Genomic DNA, 16660 nt, shown 5'->3' with positions numbered 1-16660 from the left:
CGCGTGGTCAGATTCCGGTGCGCGAGGTGTCCGTCGTGTCCCGGGCACCCCGGATCACGCCGACGATGAACCCGACCCCCCAGCTGAGGTGCATCGTGGGCAGAACGAGGAAGAACCGCCAGCGGTCCGGCCAGCCCGGGCCGCCCGCCCGGGAGAAGCTCAGGAGCAGCAGCAGCACCAGGTAGGCGGCGGGGCCGGCGTAGACGAGGGAGAGCAGCACGCTCGCCCATCCGGTGAGCACTCCCGTCACCTGCAGCACGAACACGACGACGCTGAGCACCAGGGCGAGAACGAGGGCCGGCGGGGCGAAGAATCGCCACGGGTTGCGTCCGGCGTATCGGCGGACGAGTTCGCCGCGCCAGATTCCGGTGGCACAGAACTGGCGCACGAGCTTGGTCCAGCTCTCCCGCGGCCAGTAGGTGACCTCGAGCGACGGGTCGAACCACACGGAGTGGCCGGCGGCCCGGATGCGGAGGTTCAGTTCCCAGTCCTCGCCGCGGCGGATGGTCTCGTCGAAGTAGTCCACCTCCTTGAGCACCTCCGTGCGGAAGACCCCGAGATAGGCGGACTCGGCCGGTCCCTCCTCCGCTCCCCCGTGATAGCTCCCGCCGCCCAGACCGAACCGGCTGTTGTACGCGCGAGCGACCGCGGACTGGAACGGGGTCTTGCCCTGTGCCTTCATGACCCCGCCGACGTTGGCTGAGCCCGTGCGGTCCAGGGTCTCGATGGCCCGGCGGGTGTAGCTCGGCTCGAGCTCCGAATGGGCGTCGACGCGCACGATGATCGGATACTTGCTCGCCCGGATCGCGAGATTGAGACCGACCGGAATGTCGGTGTCCGGGTTCAGGACCGTGACGATTCGGGGGTCCGCGGCCGCGAATCCGTTCACCACCTCGTTCGTGCCGTCCGTCGACGGACCCAGGGCGAGAATCACCTCGACGTCGCCGGCATAGTCCTGGGCCAGGACCGTGCGAATCGCATTGCCGATGTACGACACCTCGTTGAGCACGGGGATCACGTAGGAGACACCGGGAAGGGCGTGTGCCTCTGGCGTCATGGGGTCCAATACAGCTGGGTGGTCGGTCGGTCGAGCCTACCAGCCGAGGCGAATCGGGCTGCCGACTCGAAACGGGCGGCCGACACGAAACAGGCACGGTCCCCGCCGTCTCGCGGGGACCGTGCCTGGATTCGGGCGACTATCAGCCGAGGGCGCCGAGGGTGACCGTGGCGTTCGAGGTCTTTCCGCCCCGCACGTAGGTGAGGTCGGTCGTGGCGCCGGCCGGAAGGAACCGCACCTGGGCGGTGAGGTCGGTGCTGCTGGTGATCGCGACACCGTCGAACTGGGTGATCACGTCGCCGGCCTGCAGCCCGGCCTTGTCAGCCGCTCCGCCGCCGGTGACCTGCTTGATGACTGCTCCGACCACCGTACTCGTGTCGGTGGACGAGACATCCGTGACGCTGGCGCCCAGCAGGCCGTGCGTGGCCTTGCCGTTCTTGATGATCTCGTTCGCCACACGCTGGGCGAGGTTGGAGGGGATGGCGAAGCCGACTCCGATGTTGCCGGAGGTGGATGACGTGCCGCTCGCGCTCGCGATGGCCACGTTGATGCCGATCACCTTCGCGTTGGAGTCGAGGAGCGCGCCGCCCGAGTTGCCGGGGTTGATGGCGGCATCCGTCTGGATCACCGGGAGGGAGATCGTGGCGGCGGCCGTGGCCGGAGCCTGGGTGCTGCCGTTGCCCTGGCCGTTGTCGAAGTTCCAGAAGTCGAACGGACTGGTGTTCGGGCTCGAGCTGTCGCCGGAACCGGACTTCGGTGCGGCCGACGAGGCGATCGAGATGCTGCGGTTGAGGGCGCTCACGATGCCGTCCGTGACCGTGTTGGAGAGGCCGAGCGGTGCGCCGATCGCGATAGCGGTCTCCCCGACGTTGAGCTTGCTCGAGTCGGCGAAGTCCGCCGGGGTGAGGTTGCTCGGGTTCTTGAGCTTGATGACCGCGAGGTCCGCGATCGGGTCGGTGCCCACAACGGTGGCGTCGTAGAGGCGGCCGTCCGACGTGGTGACCTTGACCGCCGGGTCCGCGATCTCACCGTCGAGGGTCACGACGTGGGTGTTCGTGAGCACGTAGCCGTCCTTGCTGAGCACGACGCCGGATCCCGTGCCCGCCGCCGACTTGCTGGAGACGGAGATGGTGACGACCGAGGGACCTGCCTTGGCCGCCACCGCGGTAATCACGTTGACACTCTCGGTGTCGTTCACCGTGATGTTCTGCGGGGTGGTGGTGGAGGAGGCGGTCTGGCTGCCCTGGTTGGATGTGATCGCCCACGCTGCAACACCGGCGCCGGACACACCGCCCACGAGGGCGCCGACCGCGAGGGCCGCGACGAGGCCGACGGTGCTCGATCGCTTGGCGGTGGAGGGTGCCGCCGTGGTGTGGAGGGTCGGGTCGAGGGGCTGAGTGGCCGTGGGCGCGTAGAACTGCTCCTCGGTGGCGGCCTGGCTGGTCGCCGGGCTCGAAGGTTCACCGGACGAGACATCCACGGGGGTGGTCTCGCTCTGGGTCTCCACGGCGGGCGTGCTGTCGCTCGCGGCGTTGAGTCGCGCTTCGTTTTCGGAGAGAGATTCGGGGGTGTCGGACCCGGAAGCTGGGTCCTTCGGTGCGTCGGTCATGGGGGCTGCTCCTTCCAAGCGTTGCTAGCATCCTCTGGCAACCTGAGCATTCTATTTGGACGCGCTGTGAGGCTGCCGACCCTTGCCTCCATTCGTACCGGAGCCCGCTGCGGCACAGTCTGGATCGCTCAGCAGCCCGGTCCGGTGGGGTTGGCGGCGCAGTCCGAGCCCACCAGGACGGTCTGCGCGGCGCTGGCGGTGGCCACGAGGCGGTTGGCCTGCACGGGGATCGAACCGGCGATGGCAGTCCAGTCGCCGCCCGCGTAGCGGTACTCGGCGGAGAAGTCGATGGTGAGGTCGATCGAATACGTTCCGGGGTTGCGATAGATGTGGCTGGTGGAGGTGGCGTCGAACTCGCCGGCGCCCTGAGCCGCCCACGGCGAGCCGCCCGTTGCCGTGCTGCGCGTGGCACCGTCGCCGTACGACCAGTGAAACCGCAGCGCGGTGAATCGAACGGACGCCTGCTGGGCCAGAAGCAGGCCCTGCTGCTCCTGGGGGCCGGCTACCGCGTAGAAGTTGGTGTCCAGGCCCACCACCATCCAGCCGTTCGGTTGCATGTAGTCGATGCCGGATGCCGGTCGAAAGCCGACCAGGTCGCGAAGCGTCACCGGGGAGGTCACCGTGTAGCCGTCGCGCAGGGGCGGCGGCGGAACCGGGGCCGGGGTGCCGACACAGCCGGCCGCGCGTCGGCATGCCGCTCCCGGGCGCCCGGGGGCGCCCCGGCCCGACCCGGACGACCCGGCGGTGTTAGCCGACCCGTCGAGCACTGCCTCGCCGTCGCGAATGTTGGCGTTTACCGTGGGGCACCCCGTTGTCTGACGCTCAAGCAGAGTGCATGCGTGGGAAGCATTTGCGTTAGCGGGGAGGGAAAGTACGCACGCCAATCCAGCAGCAACAAAGCTGGTAATTGCTACGCCTAGCAGGTTCCTAGTCCGGACCATGGCGCCTCCTCCGACACGAGTAGATCTTGAGATTCTTCGTTGCGTCGCTCGAACGAGACCTCCATTGGAGCACGATCTGGTCGATCGGATGAAACAACAGAGACACCGTTTCGATCACGCACATCGACCGCGCTCACGTCGACGCACACATAGACCGCGACGGCAACTGACCCGACGGTCGCGTCAGAATCGTAGGTCTGAAGGGTCATTCCGTCGTACCGGGATCCACCGGAACTGACCCATCCTTTTTGATGCTCCTCGCGAAAGCTCACCGCCTGAATGTCGGCCCAACTCTTCGTAGTAACGGCGTCAATGCGCTCGGGATGAATCCCGCCCTGCATGAGGATCTCGTCTGACACCTTCAAGTACGCGGCGTAGGCGGCGGTAGCCGCCGCGAGCGCCTCGGCATCGGAGGCGAAGAGCGGCTCGGCGGAGGGGGTTGGCGTGGACGTCGACCGCGGCGGGTGAATCGGCTCCGATCTCACGCATCCGGTGAGCATCGCGACGACCGCGAGGGCAGCGAGGGATACGCGAGATAAATTCCGCATGCTGCACAAGGTAGGGCACCCGGGAGCGTCGCGGCCACCTTTTTCCACACCTGTTACTGCAATTCAGCCGGAGTGCGGTGGGGACGAGCGGCGACGGAGTACCGTTGGAGCAGTTATTTTGCCCATCGACGACAGTGGAGACAACCGCGGATGACAGTCTCCGGAGCCTGGGAACGCACGGCGCGAGGCGCCATGCTGCTCGGATCGAACGGCCAACTCAGGCCGACCATTTTTGCCGAGATGTCCGCCCTCGCGACGGCCACCGGCGCGATCAACCTCGGGCAGGGCTTCCCAGACGAGGACGGCCCGATCGAGGTGCTGGATGCCGCCCGCCGCGCGATCACGGACGGATTCAACCAGTATCCGCCCGGGCTCGGCTACCCGGTGCTGCGCGAGGCGATCGCCGCCCACCAGAAGCGCTTCTACGGAATGAATCCCGACCCCGATCGCGAGGTTCTGGTCACCGCCGGAGCGACCGAGGCGCTCGCGGCCACCATCCTCGCCCTGGTCGAGGAGGGCGACGAGGTGGTCACCCTCGAGCCGTTCTACGACTCGTACGCGGCGATCATCGCGCTCTCCCGGGGCGTGCACCGCACGGTGGCCCTGCGCGCTCCCGACTTTCAGCCCGACCCCGACGAGCTGCGACGGGTCGTCGGCGATCGAACCCGACTCATCCTGATCAACAACCCGCACAACCCCACCGGGGCCGTGCTCTCCCGCGAGATCCTCGAACTCGTGGTGGAGCTCGCCCACCGGCACGACGCCATCATCGTGACCGACGAGGTGTACGAGCACCTCACCTTCGGCGCCAGTCACCTGCCGATCGCGACGCTGCCCGGGGCGTGGGAGCGCACCGTCACCATCTCGAGCGGCGGCAAGACTTTCAACACCACCGGGTGGAAGATCGGCTGGCTCACGGCGCCCAACCGGCTCCTGGAGCCGATCCTGAGTGTGAAGCAGTTTCTCACCTACGTGAACGGCGCGCCCTTCCAGCCCGCGATCGCCGTGGGCCTCGGCCTTCCGGACTCGTTCTTCTCCGGGATCGCCGCCGGGCTTCAACGCAAGCGGGACGTGCTCTCCGCCGGACTCGCCAAGGCGGGCTTCGCGGTGAGCCGCTCGAGCGGCTCCTATTTTGTGGTCGCGGATGCCGCTCCGCTCGGATTCACCGACGCGGCCGCCCTCTGCCGGCAGCTCCCCGAGCTCGCCGGCGTGGTGGCGGTGCCGATCAGCGCGTTCGTGAGCGACGAGAACAAGGGAGAGTACGCGTCGCTCCTCAGATTCGCGTTCTGCAAGCGCGTGGACGTTCTCGAGCGCGCATCCGCCCAGCTCGCCGACCTGCGGCGCTAACGGGGCGGCAAAGCCTCAGGCGGCGTCGAGGAGCGACTTCCTCGGCAGCGGCAGCGACATGCTGAACAGCGTGCCGACGCCCTCCTGGCTCTCCACATCGAGCTCACCCTCGTGGGCGGTGACGATCGCCTTGGTGATGGTGAGGCCGAGGCCCACCCCCGGCACCGCGTTGCGCGTGGCGGTGGAGGCCCGGAAGAAGCGCGCGTAGAGCTGGTCGAGCTCGGAGGCAGGGATGCCCATGCCCGTGTCCCGAACGCTCACGATCGCGTCCTCGGCCGTTGAGCCCAGCGCGACGGTGACCGTGCCGCCCCTCGGCGTGAACTTGACGGCGTTGGAGATGAGGTTGTCGCAGGCCTGCCCGAGTCGCACCGAGTCGCCGCGAACGGCCACGGGCTCGCTCGGCAACTCCATCAGGAGCGTGATTCCCGCCGCCGCGGCGACCGGCCTCGCCGACTGCACCGCGGCCGTGACCACGTCACTGAGGGCGACGGTGCCGACATCGAGCGGGAACTTGCCGGACGCGACCTGGGCAGTGAACAGCAGGTCCCCCACCAGGCGGAGAAGCCGATGGGCGTTGCGCTCGGCGACGCTCAGGTACTGCAGCTGCTCGTCGGACAGGGGCGATTCGTCGTCGTCGCGCATCAGCTCGAGGTAGCCGAGGATGGAGCTGAGCGGCGTGCGCAGCTCGTGGGAGATGAGGCCGACGAACTCGTCCTTGAGACGCGCGACCTCGAGTGCCTGGGTGACATCCGTCGCGACGAAGATGTAGCCGATCGTGGCCCCCTCCTCGTCCACGCGAGGGGTCACGGCCACGTTGACGGAGAGCTCGGATCCGTCGTGGCGCCGGTAGGTCCAGTCCCGCACCTCGGCCCGACCGAGCCTGGCCGACTCGACGAGGGCGGAGAATCCGGGGTTGAGAACCGTCTCGCCTGGTGGATAGTTGAGTTCGCGCGACCGGGCCTCGAGCTCGTGGGAGTCGTGGAATTCGAAGACGTAGCGTTTGCCCTGCGTCTCGCCCGCGGTGAGGCCGAGCATCGCCGCCGCCCCCGGGTTCCAGACGTCGATGAGCCCGGTGAGGTCGGTGCCGATCACCGACTGCTCGGTGACGGCGTCCAGCACGCTGCGAGTGAGGCGGTTGGCCGCGTGCAGGCTCAACTCGTTCTCCTGGAGCTTGCCGGCGAAGGTGAGGGTCTCCCGCAGCATCCCCTCCCGCTCCTCCGCGAGCCTCGTGATCGACCACATCTGCGTTCGGCCCTGTCGGGAAAGCTCGTTCACGATCGCGGCGACGACGCCGTAGACGAGCGGGCCGAACACCCCGCGAAGCCACTCGCTCTGCGTCTCGGGGACGTGCCAATAGAGCACGTACGGCAGCATGATGCTCGCCGACGAGCCAACGATCGCCACGAACACCCACCGTCGGCCCTGCTCGGATGCGATCCAGAGCACCGGCAGGATGAGCAGCGCGGAGAAGAGCGACGTGGGGCCGCCGGTGCCGACGCGCAGGAGCGCGATCGCGAGCATCGAGAAACCGGGCACTATCAACGCCCAGCGGGTGACCCGGCTGAGCCGGCTGAAGTACACGGAGAGAAGCGTCGCGCCGACCATCACGACGCAAGCGGAGACGATCGCGGCCCGGTCGGTGACGGTGATCGCCGGGGCGAAGAACGCGAGCAGTGCCGCGAGCGAGAACACAGCGACCGTGGGGAACTGCTTGAGGGCCGGCGACGGGGTGTCGACCGAGAGCCGTTTCATGGCCGTGGCGTAGAGCCGTTTCACGCTCTTCATGCGAACACTCTCTTCATGCGATTAGTTGTCCTTGCTCATGAGCGCGGAGAGCGCGAGAGCGAGTTCCCGGGGGCTGAACGGCTTCACGAAGAAGTCGTCAGCCCCGGCGTCCGCGCCGGCCGCCCTCGACTGGTCGTCCACGGCCGCGGTGAGCAGCACCAGGTGGATGCCGTCAAGGGAGTCGTCGGATCGGGCCAGCCGGCAGACCTCGAGCCCGGTCAGTCCGGGCATCGACACGTCGAGTACGGCCAGGTCTGGCCGGTGGGACTGCAGGGCCTGCCAGGCCGCCGTGCCGTCGGCGGCCGACTCGACGAGGTCGAGGCCGGCCCGTTTCACCGCGATGGCCACGAGGGCCCGGATGTCCGGGTCGTCGTCCGCGATGACGACGCGGGCCGGAACCGACTCGGTCACTCCGCCGACCACTTCGGCACGAGATCCCGGAGCACCCTGCGAATCTGCGCACCGGTGAACGGCTTCGGCAGCACGGCATCGCTCGCCGGGTATTGCGCGGCGTCGAGCACGGAGCTCACGGCGATCTTGCACTCCGGGCGGTCCGCCTTCAACCGCTCGGTGAGATCCCAGCCGTTCATGCCGGGAAGCACGAGGTCGATCACGGCGAGATCCGGTGTCGAACGGCTGTAGGCCAGGATCGCCTCCTCGGCGGACGCGGCGACGGTCACGTCGCAGCCGGCCCGTTCGAAGTACCGGCGCAGGAGGGTGCGCTGGTCGTCGCTGTCGTCGACGATGAGCACCTTCACCTTCGTCTTGATCGCGGTGGGAATGCTCATACGAAGAAGACCTCTCGGAGAACGACGAGCGCCGCGACCACCGCGAGCGCCAGGATTGCTTTGGGGATGAGCACCCGCTCGGAGCGGTGATCGAGCTCGATTTCCCCGCGGGGGAAGGCCTCGCCGTGGTTGCCAGGAACGATCTTCTCCGCCAGACAGCGTTCGGCATGCCTGCCTGTGCAATCCGTGGTCATGCGAGCGCCCTCCCCGTGTTCTCGACGTTGTCCCACCGAGCTTCGGCGTGCCTCAACTCCTGGGTGTCTGAGTCGAAGGTGATGGCAGGACGTCGTCGGGGTGAGCGCCGATCGACACAACGGCCTCACGGGGCGGCACGGCCGCCCGGGCCCGCCTGGACTCCTCGGCGAGCCTGGTGACGACCGAGATGAGGTCGGCGGAGGACACCGGCTTGGTGAGGAACTCGTCGGCCTGGCTGCGCAGGGCCGCGACCGCGTAGTCGATCGAGACGTGAGCCGTCATGACGACGACGGGCGTGCCGGGGCGTTCGGCGCGGATCTGATCGAGCAGGTCGTGGCCGGTGAGACCGGGCATCTCGATGTCGGTGATCACGACATCCGGTTCGAACGTTCCGAGGGTGGCGCGGGCGAACGTCGGGTTGGAAATCACCGTGACGATGCAGCCGCGCTTTTCGAGAACCGTGCGCGTGTAGAAGGCCACGTCCGGGTCATCTTCGACAACCAGGACGCGGTAATGCTGATCCACCAGTGAACTCCCCCGAAAGAATTTGGCTCCATTGTATGCGGAGCGGGCCTTTCACAGCGGATGGACACCGAAACGTCGCATCCGGAGCGCCGGATTGATCTCGCGCACCGACTCGATCCGGGACCGCGCGAGCCACGCCACCGCCACCGAGGTCTCCTCGCCGAGAGTCGCGAGCTCGACGCCCATCGGGTCGACGATCATGCTGTTGCCGGCGCCGATGGGCGGAGCCTGGTCGGCGGCCGCCACGAAGATCGTGTTCTCCAGCGCCCGAGCGGTGACGAGCGTGCGCCAGTGCTGCTCCTTGAGCGGACCGCGCACCCACTCGCTCGGCACGACGACGAGGTCGGCGCCGGCGTCGACGAGACGTCGGGTGACCTCGGGAAACCGGAGGTCGTAACAGGTCTGGATGCCGACGGTGAAGCCGGCGAGGGGGAACGTCTCAGGCGCCTCGATGTCGCCGGGGCGCACCCACTCGCTCTCCCTCTGCCCGAACGCGTCGTAGAGGTGGATCTTGCGATAGGCCGCCACGATCGCCCCGGTCGGGCCCACCGCCACGACGGTGTTCGAGAACCGGTCGCCCCCCGCGGTCTTCTCGAGCATCCCGGCGACGAGGTGCACTCCGAGCACCTTCGCGATGGCCTCGAGCCCGGCCACGAACGGGCCGTCGAGGGGCTCGGCCGCGGCGAGCGAGTGGGCGCCGAGGTCCGGGGTGAAGTAGGAGGAGTATTCGGGGAAGACGACGAGCGAGGCGCCGCGCTCCACCGCCAGGGTCGCGAGGTCCCGGATGCTGGCGAGATTTGCCGCCGTGTCGTCCCCCGGGGCGAACTGGGCCACCGCGACGCCGACGCTCGAGTCGCCGTGGGATCCCAGGCCGGAGACGCCGGATTCGGTCATGCCGCCAGCCTAGGGCCAGTGTCGGTCCGCCCGCGTTGTCAGCCGACGCCCGCCGCGATCTGCTCCCGGTAGGGCAGCAGGGCGGCCTTGAGCCCGAGGCCGACCACGGCCACCAGTCGCTCGCCGCGGAAGTAGCCGACGATCACCTCCGACGCGATGTCGCCGGCGAGGATGCGGATGCCGTTGGGGTCGGCGAGCCCAGGAAGGCCGTAGGCCTGCAGGCTCACCTCGAACTGGTTGGACCAGAACGCGGGCATCGGGGTGAAGCGCTGGGCGGCGACCTCGGCGTACGTGCCGTCGTCGGCGAGCCACGCGCCGAGCACCGCGCCCGCCCGCTTGCCGGTGTCGGTGGGGATGTTCCAGTGCTCGACCCGGCGCGGCACGTCGTCGAACATCAGGTTGGGGAAGCGTGCGATGTCGCCGACCACGTACACGTCGTCGTGCACCCGCCCGTCGACCGAGATGGCGCGCATCGCCGGGTCGGCGAGCACCCCGTCGCTCAGGTCGAGGTCGGTGGAGGCGAGCCAGCCGATGTTGCAGTCGGAGCCGATCGCCTCGACCAGCACCTCCGCCGGCAGAATCTCCCCGTCGTCGAGCACGACCTCGTCGAGCCGGTTGCCGCCGTCGAGCTGGGCGATGGTCCTGCCGAGCCGGAAGCTCACGCCGTGTGCCTCGTGGCGCCGGCGGAGCTCCGTGGCCAGCAGGCGCCCGAGCGGGCACACTATCGGTTCGGCGCTCGGCGAGACCACGGTCACCCCGCAGCCAAGCTTGCGCGCGGTGGCCGCCACCTCGCAGCCGATGAAGCCGGAGCCGGCCAGCACGACACGCGCGCCGGGCACGAGTTCATCGCGCAGGGCCATCGCGTCGTCGAGGGTGCGCACCGAGTGCCGTCCGGCGATCGGCGGCAGTTGCAGCCGGCGGGGGCGCAGTCCGGTGGCGATCACGAGAGCGCGCCACGGGAGCACGGTTCCATCGTCCGTGACGAGGGTGTGTGCGTCGAGATCGACCGAGGTGACCCGGGTTCCGAGCATCCAGTCCACATCGGCGGTGGCCGCGCGGGCCGGAAAGGCGACGGCCTCGTGGCTCACGCCGGTGGAGAGCACGTCCTTGGAGAGCGGCGGCCGGTTGTACGGGGCGTGCACCTCGTCGCCGATCACCGTGAGCGCGCCCGCGTAGCCGGCCCGGCGGAGGGCCTCCGCCGTGCGGAGTCCCCCCATCGCCGCACCGACGATGACCACGGGCGCAGACACTATTCCACGATCCGGATGGCCTGCATGGGGCAGACGTCAACGGCGGATTCGACGTTGTCGCGCTCGGAGTCGTCGGCCTCAGCCAGGTACTCGAGCTTGTCGTCGTCGTTGAGATGGAACACGTTGGGCGCCTCGAAGACGCACTGCCCGTAGTGCTGGCAGAGGGTCATGTCGACCTGGATCTTTATCAACTACTTCTCCTCCACGGTGGATGGGTACAGGTCTTTCGATGGCGTGCGGATGCCGCGGAACTCCCAGTCGCCGCCGAGCGCCGTCGAAACGACCTCTTCACTCTCGGTCGGCTGGGCGCCGACGTCGGTGCGGATCGGGGTGGGCCCCTCGACGATGGTATTGCTCAACCGGCCGAGGCCCTCCACCTCTACCTCCACGACGTCCCCGGGTTCGACGGGCCGCGAGGAGGCCGGCGTGCCGCTGAACAGGATGTCGCCGGGGCTCAGCGTGATGGTGCGGGCGATGTCGGCGACCAGGTAGTTCATGTCCCACTCCATGTTGGCGGTGTTGTCGTCCTGTTTCACCACCCCGTTCACGATCGTGCGGATCTGCTTGCCGCGGAAGTCCCAGTCGGTGACGAGGCCCGGGCCGACCGGGGCGAGCGTGTCGCTGCCCTTCACCCGCAGCATCGATCCGGCATCCGTGTCCCGAAAGTCGTGCAGGCCGAAGTCGTTGCCGATCGTGTAGCCGGTGATGTAGTCGCCGGCGTCCTGCGGCGATACGTTGCGGCAGGTGCGACCGATCACGATCACGATCTCGCCCTCGAAGTTGAGCCACTTGCAGCCGAGCGGGCGCACCACCGAACCGCGGTGGCTGTTGAGCGCCGTGATCGGCTTGTGGAAGTAGGTGGGCGCAGAGGGCAGCTTCGTCATGAACTCGTCCGTACGGCTGGCGTAGTTGAGATGCACCGCGATGATCTTGGACGGCTCGGTGGGCGGCAGGTGGATGGCCGCGTCGACCCCCACCTCCCGGCCGTCGGCGGCGACGAGGGCGTCACCGTGGCGCACGGTCTGCGTGGCGACGCCGTCCAGCAGGATGCGACGATACTCAGTCACGCGACAGCGTCAGATCTTTGGCTCTCGGGAATCCGCCAACCGGTCGAGGGAACCAGACGTGCACCTGGCCGGTGCCGATCGAGTTCTCGTATTCGCTGTACAGCACGCCGGGGGCGGTGCAGTTCTCCTCACCGATCGCTCCGATCGTGAGCAGCCAGTGGCCGAACATGCCCTCCGGCCGCACCTTGTGGAATGCCGGCATCGTCTCGAGCACCTTCGCGTGGTCGCCGGCCTTGAACCAGTCGAGACGCTCGTAGTCGGCGACCCGGGCGGCCTCGGAGAAGATGTGGCTCGGGTCCGCCATCTCGTGCTTGCGCAGCTCGCGCAGCTTGAAGAAGGTGTGGGACAGGGCACCGGAGGCGAGCAGGATCACGCGGCGGTCGCTCTTGGCGATCGCCTCGCCGATCGCGCGGCCGGCCCGGAGGAAGTCCTCGTCGGTGGCCGTCTGGCAGAGGCTCACGCTGATCCACCGCTTGTCGGGGAGCCCCTCGCCGAGGTACTTCCAGAGGTTGATGGTGGCGTACATCACCGGCAGGTCCGGGTCGTTGATCGGGGTGATCCAGGTGCCGTTCTTTTCGGCCTCGCCGGCGATGAGGTGGGCCAGCTCCGGGTCGCCCAGGTAGTCGTACGGCACGCCGTGCATTCCCCGCGGCAGCTCCTCCGAGGTGAACTTGCCGCTGCGCCGCTCGTGCGAGGTCACCACGAACTCGACGGTGGTCGCCCAGTGACTGTCGAGCACGATCACCGTGTCGTAGTCATCTGACTCGAAGACGTCTTTGCGCAGCTTCTCCAACCCGGAGACGAGCGTCGAGTCCTTGCCCTCGTTGAGCTCCATGCGCGTCTCTTTCGGCAGCATGATGGTTGGTACGTGAGCGATCAGGCCCACACCGACTACTTCACCCATGAGCTATTCCTTCCATCCGTTGGGAGCGACGACCGTGTTCTTCACGTCCGCGTAGAAATCGAAAGACCAGGTGCCGCCCTCGCGGCCGACTCCGGACTTCTTCGAGCCGCCGAAGGGCGCCCGGAGGTCGCGCACGAAGAAGCAGTTGACCCAGATCGTGCCGGCGACGAGCCGGGAGGTGATCGCCTCGGCGTGCTGCCGGTCGCCGGAGACGACGACCGCGGCGAGGCCGAACTCGGTGCCGTTCGCGAGGGCGAGCACCTCCTCGTCGGTCGAGAAGGTCTGCATGGTGAGCACCGGACCGAAGACCTCCTGCGTCACGATCTCGCTTCCTGGAGTGGGGTCGTAGACGAGTGTCGGCGAGAAGTAGAGGCCACCGAGTTCGGTGTTCGGGCCGCCGCCCATGGCGATGGTCGCGCCCTCGGCGCGGGCGCGGTCCACGAATCCCTTGACCCGGGCGAAGTGCGCCTCGTGCACCTGCGGGCCGATGTCGGTCGCCGGATCCCGCGGGTCGCCCTGACGCATGGCGGCTGCCTTGCGACGGAACGCCTCGGTGAATTCCGCCTCGATGCTCTCGTGCACGAGGATGCGCGTGCCGGAGAGGCAGACCTGGCCGGCGTTGTCGTACTGCTCGATGGCGAGCTCGGCCGCGAGCTCGAGGTCCGCGTCGGCGAGCACGAGGAACGGGCTCTTTCCGCCCAGTTCGAAGCTGCACGGGGTGAGGTTCTCCGCCGCGGCTCGCGCGATCGACTTGGCGGTGGGCACCGACCCGGTGAACGAGATGCGGCTGAGACCCGGGTGCGCGACGAGCGCCGCCCCGGCCTCGCGCCCGATCCCCTGCACGACGTTGAAGGCGCCATCCGGCAGCCCGGCCCGCTTGGTGATGTCGGCGAGAAGGGAAGCGGTGAGCGGCGTCCACTCGGCCGGCTTGAGCACGACGGTGTCCCCCGCGGCGAGCGCCGGGGCGATCCGCCAGGTGGCGAGCATGAGCGGCGCGTTCCACGGCGTGATGATGCCGGCGACGCCGGACGGGTCCCAGGAGACGTGGTTGACGTGCCCGCGCGTCTCGAAGTCCGGGTGGTCGAGGTGGTTGACCAGCCAGTCGGCGAAGAAGCGGAAGTTGTGGGCGACTCGCGGCATCACTCCCCGCAGGTGGCTTCGCAGGAGCGCCCCGTTGTCCATGGTCTCGACGGCAGCGAGAGAATCCACGCTCTCCTCGACGAGGTCGGCGATGCGGTTGAGGATCGCGGCGCGTTCCGTGGGCGGCATCCCCGACCACACCGGAAAGGCGTTTCGCGCGGCCTCGACCGCGAGGTCCACCTCGACGGCGCCGCCGCGGGCGATCTCGCCGAGAAACGTCCCGTCGATCGGGGAGGTATTGGTGAAGGTCGACGCCGAGGCGACGCGCAGGCCGCCGATGTAGTGTCTCGTGTCGACAGCCGTTCCTGCCACGTCAACGCTGGTCATGCGCTCTCCCCGTCTCGAATGGCTCGCCGTTAAATCATTCGGATGCTAATGAGTTACCCTACAGAATAGCCATTGGCTCTACAACTCCCCGTTCCGAACCTGGGAAAGACATCGTGGTCACTTCGCAGCGTCCCAGAATCGCCATCCTCGGCCGATTCGCCTCCAGCACGTCCGCCCTGCGCCACGGCGCCGTCGTCAACGCCCGCGCCCTGCTCGAGGCGGTCTGGGCCGCCGGCGGCGAGCCCCTCACCCTCCTGCCGGTCGCGGGAAGCGACTGGGCGAGCCGCCTCGACGGCTTCGGCGGCATCCTCCTTCCCGGCGGGGGCGACCTCTCCCCCGCCAGCTACGGCCAGACCGTCGCCTCCGAGAACGTCTACGACGTGGACGGGGTGCAGGATGCCGCGGATCTGGAGAGCGCCCGCTTCGCCCTGCAGGCCGGCCTGCCGCTGCTCGCCGTGTGCCGCGGCCTGCACGTCGTCAACGTCGTGCGCGGCGGCACCCTCGTGCAGGACCTTCCCCGGCACCACCGCAACCACGTGCACGACGTGCGCTTCGAGCAGCAGGAGCAGTTGTTCGGCCTGAGCTCCCCGGTCGTGCGCGCCTCCTGCTACCACCACCAGGCACTCGACCGGCTCGGCGAGGGGGTCGAGGTGGTCGCGCGCTCGACGGACGGCATCCCGGAGGCCGCGGTGATCGACGCCGCCGGCTGGGCCGTCGGGGTGCAGTGGCATCCGGAGGACACCGCCGCGACGGATCCGGCCCAGGCGGCGATCTTCGCGGAGCTGGTCGATCGGGCCCGGCGCTGATCCCGGCGCCACCACCGCAATCACGAGGCCTGGTTGTACTGCCCAGGCAGCTTGGTTGATTGGGCGGTCCTCCTGTCCCACGGTGATGCTGCTGTGACTCCGAATCACCCCTAAGGACGTTCGCTTCTCGCTGTCGGCCCATTTGCGGTGCCGCCCGCGTCGGTCGGGCCGTGTTCTGCAGGACGGGGCCCGGACTCTTGGGTGCCTAGCCCGCAGACTCTGGTTGTGCAGGACAGCGTGCGCAGGACACGGCAGGGGTGTGGCGACCGGAACGGTCCCGGTCTGCAGGACGCTCCCGTCGATTCTGCACCCGTCGTGCTCGCTATCCGCACAACCCGTCCTGCACAACCCCGTCCTGTACGGCCCGTCCTGCACAACGCGTGCCAGGGGCAAGGGAGTGCCGCACAGTGGCGGGGTACGACGGGCCGAAACACGCTCCCGGCATCGCTCCACGAATACCATCACCACAGGCCCCACACCGCGACCGGAGCCCGCCCACTCATCAGCTGGTCAACCAACGCCCCTGGGCAGTACAGCTAGTCCCGCTTCTCCACGTGAACCGTCACGAGGCGCAGCATCTCGGCGAACTCGTCGCGCTTGGCCGGGTCGATCGGGCTCGACACGTGCTGCTCCTGCAGGTTGAAGTCGGGAAAGAGCTGCGTCATGAGATCGCGGCCGGCGTCGGTCATGCGCACGAGGACGAGCCGGCCATCCGCCTGGCTGCGCTCGCGCGCGAGCCAGCCGCGCCCCTCGAGGGTGGAAAGCACGCCGGTGAGCGTCGCCTTGGAGAAGCCGCCCTCCAGGGCGATCTGGCGGGTCTCGATCGGCTCCCAGATCCAGGTGACCCAGAGCACGACGAAGGCCGTCCAGGAGAGGTTGTTCTCGGACAGCACCGTGCGTTCGAAGTGATTGCGCACCGCGTTGGCCGCGCGGAACAGGTTGGACGCGACGGCCATCGCGGAGTAGTCGAGACGGAGGTCACCGAGCCGCGCGTCGACCTGTCGCTCGGTCTCGGCGAGCGTGTGCGCTCCGGCCATCGGGACTCCTTCTCGCAGACGATGCTGACTCGGCTCACTCTAATTGACCGCCCGACGTGCTCCGCCGCCCTGTCGCGACGCGTCCGTATGCCCTATCGTGAACTTGTTCGTGTCCTAACAACATCCCACAACCTGATAGCGAGATAAAAGTTGACTTCAACGACGAACGTCACCTTGGCCGATCTGGACCTCTTCGAGACCGGCGACCCCTGGCGGGTCTTCGACGAGCTTCGGGCGAACTCCCCCGTGCACTGGGACGAAGAGGATGCCCCGAACCACGGTTTCTGGTCGCTGACGAAGTACCACGACATCGTTGGCGTGCTCCGCGACACCGAGACCTTCTCCAGCGAGCGCGGCACCGTCAACCTCGAGGAGTTGGATGCCGAGCAGATCGAGGCGCGCAAGTCGATGCTCGAGACCGACGGCGTGCGGCACCGCTC

General features: G+C 68.2%; 18 protein-coding genes and 1 pseudogene. 3 read left to right on the top strand and 16 right to left on the bottom strand.

The features are described 5' to 3' along the window. Window positions 1-7 precede the first annotated feature (7 nt). The 4 genes from ACHZD8_RS04745 to ACHZD8_RS04730 form a co-directional block, all read right to left on the bottom strand. Complete coding sequence (locus ACHZD8_RS04745; RefSeq protein ID WP_394769008.1) at window positions 8-1057, bottom strand: glycosyltransferase family 2 protein; 1050 nt, start codon at window positions 1055-1057, stop codon at window positions 8-10. Between the two features lie 142 nt (window positions 1058-1199). Then, entirely contained in the window at window positions 1200-2666 is a 1467-nt protein-coding gene (locus tag ACHZD8_RS04740) for a S1C family serine protease (protein ID WP_394769007.1), read from the bottom strand. A gap of 128 nt (window positions 2667-2794) precedes the next feature. Next, window positions 2795-3433 (bottom strand): hypothetical protein, encoded by a 639-nt coding sequence (locus tag ACHZD8_RS04735; protein ID WP_394769006.1) that lies wholly within the window; start codon window positions 3431-3433, stop codon window positions 2795-2797. Between the two features lie 149 nt (window positions 3434-3582). Further along, complete coding sequence (locus tag ACHZD8_RS04730) at window positions 3583-4155, bottom strand: hypothetical protein (protein ID WP_394769005.1); 573 nt, start codon at window positions 4153-4155, stop codon at window positions 3583-3585. Between the two features lie 150 nt (window positions 4156-4305). Here ACHZD8_RS04730 and ACHZD8_RS04725 point away from each other — a divergent pair, with 150 nt between their 5' ends. Then, window positions 4306-5502, top strand: a complete 1197-nt coding sequence (locus ACHZD8_RS04725; protein ID WP_394769004.1) for an aminotransferase class I/II-fold pyridoxal phosphate-dependent enzyme — start codon at window positions 4306-4308, stop codon at window positions 5500-5502. 15 nt (window positions 5503-5517) lie between these two features. Here the strand turns inward: ACHZD8_RS04725 and ACHZD8_RS04720 are convergent, their stop codons facing one another. The 11 genes from ACHZD8_RS04720 to ACHZD8_RS04670 are packed head-to-tail and all read right to left on the bottom strand — an operon-like array spanning window position 5518 to window position 14377. Next, window positions 5518-7287, bottom strand: coding sequence for an ATP-binding protein (locus ACHZD8_RS04720; protein WP_394769003.1), 1770 nt, complete (start codon window positions 7285-7287; stop codon window positions 5518-5520). A gap of 21 nt (window positions 7288-7308) precedes the next feature. After that, window positions 7309-7710 (bottom strand): response regulator transcription factor, encoded by a 402-nt coding sequence (locus tag ACHZD8_RS04715; RefSeq protein WP_394769002.1) that lies wholly within the window; start codon window positions 7708-7710, stop codon window positions 7309-7311. After that, window positions 7695-8075: a response regulator gene (locus ACHZD8_RS04710; protein WP_394769001.1), complete on the bottom strand. Its 381-nt coding sequence runs from the start codon at window positions 8073-8075 to the stop codon at window positions 7695-7697. Before ACHZD8_RS04710 ends, ACHZD8_RS04715 begins: the two co-directional genes overlap by 16 nt. Next, window positions 8072-8269 (bottom strand): hypothetical protein, encoded by a 198-nt coding sequence (locus ACHZD8_RS04705; RefSeq protein ID WP_394769000.1) that lies wholly within the window; start codon window positions 8267-8269, stop codon window positions 8072-8074. The genes ACHZD8_RS04710 and ACHZD8_RS04705 overlap by 4 nt, the downstream gene beginning before the upstream one ends. Window positions 8270-8321: 52 nt before the next feature. Continuing rightward, complete coding sequence (locus ACHZD8_RS04700; protein ID WP_394768999.1) at window positions 8322-8795, bottom strand: response regulator; 474 nt, start codon at window positions 8793-8795, stop codon at window positions 8322-8324. Between the two features lie 51 nt (window positions 8796-8846). Further along, entirely contained in the window at window positions 8847-9689 is an 843-nt protein-coding gene (locus ACHZD8_RS04695; protein WP_394768997.1) for a carbon-nitrogen hydrolase family protein, read from the bottom strand. 38 nt (window positions 9690-9727) lie between these two features. Continuing rightward, window positions 9728-10939 (bottom strand): NAD(P)/FAD-dependent oxidoreductase, encoded by a 1212-nt coding sequence (locus ACHZD8_RS04690; RefSeq protein WP_394768996.1) that lies wholly within the window; start codon window positions 10937-10939, stop codon window positions 9728-9730. Next, on the bottom strand, window positions 10939-11130 hold the full coding sequence (locus tag ACHZD8_RS04685) for a ferredoxin (RefSeq protein ID WP_394768995.1): 192 nt from the start codon (window positions 11128-11130) through the stop codon (window positions 10939-10941). The genes ACHZD8_RS04690 and ACHZD8_RS04685 overlap by 1 nt, the downstream gene beginning before the upstream one ends. After that, entirely contained in the window at window positions 11131-12006 is an 876-nt protein-coding gene (locus tag ACHZD8_RS04680; protein WP_394768994.1) for a fumarylacetoacetate hydrolase family protein, read from the bottom strand. Then, a complete protein-coding gene (locus ACHZD8_RS04675) occupies window positions 11999-12910 on the bottom strand; it encodes a catechol 1,2-dioxygenase (protein ID WP_394768993.1) in 912 nt (303 codons plus the stop codon). Before ACHZD8_RS04675 ends, ACHZD8_RS04680 begins: the two co-directional genes overlap by 8 nt. A gap of 3 nt (window positions 12911-12913) precedes the next feature. Further along, a complete protein-coding gene (locus ACHZD8_RS04670; RefSeq protein WP_394768992.1) occupies window positions 12914-14377 on the bottom strand; it encodes an aldehyde dehydrogenase in 1464 nt (487 codons plus the stop codon). A 113-nt stretch (window positions 14378-14490) separates the two neighbouring features. On the opposite strand from ACHZD8_RS04670, the gene ACHZD8_RS04665 reads away from it, so the two are divergent. Further along, window positions 14491-15183: a gamma-glutamyl-gamma-aminobutyrate hydrolase family protein gene (locus ACHZD8_RS04665; RefSeq protein ID WP_394768991.1), complete on the top strand. Its 693-nt coding sequence runs from the start codon at window positions 14491-14493 to the stop codon at window positions 15181-15183. A gap of 536 nt (window positions 15184-15719) precedes the next feature. Here ACHZD8_RS04665 and ACHZD8_RS04660 read toward each other — a convergent pair. Further along, window positions 15720-16220: a MarR family winged helix-turn-helix transcriptional regulator gene (locus ACHZD8_RS04660; RefSeq protein ID WP_394768990.1), complete on the bottom strand. Its 501-nt coding sequence runs from the start codon at window positions 16218-16220 to the stop codon at window positions 15720-15722. A 174-nt stretch (window positions 16221-16394) separates the two neighbouring features. Here ACHZD8_RS04660 and ACHZD8_RS04655 point away from each other — a divergent pair. Next, a pseudogene (locus ACHZD8_RS04655) lies at window positions 16395-16660 on the top strand (cytochrome P450); the annotation flags it as partial.

Source organism: Lacisediminihabitans sp., assembly GCF_043726815.1.
GTDB lineage: Bacteria > Actinomycetota > Actinomycetes > Actinomycetales > Microbacteriaceae > Lacisediminihabitans.
The sequence above is the reverse complement of the archived record's forward strand: the minus strand, read 5'-3'. Positions and strand labels throughout refer to the sequence as shown.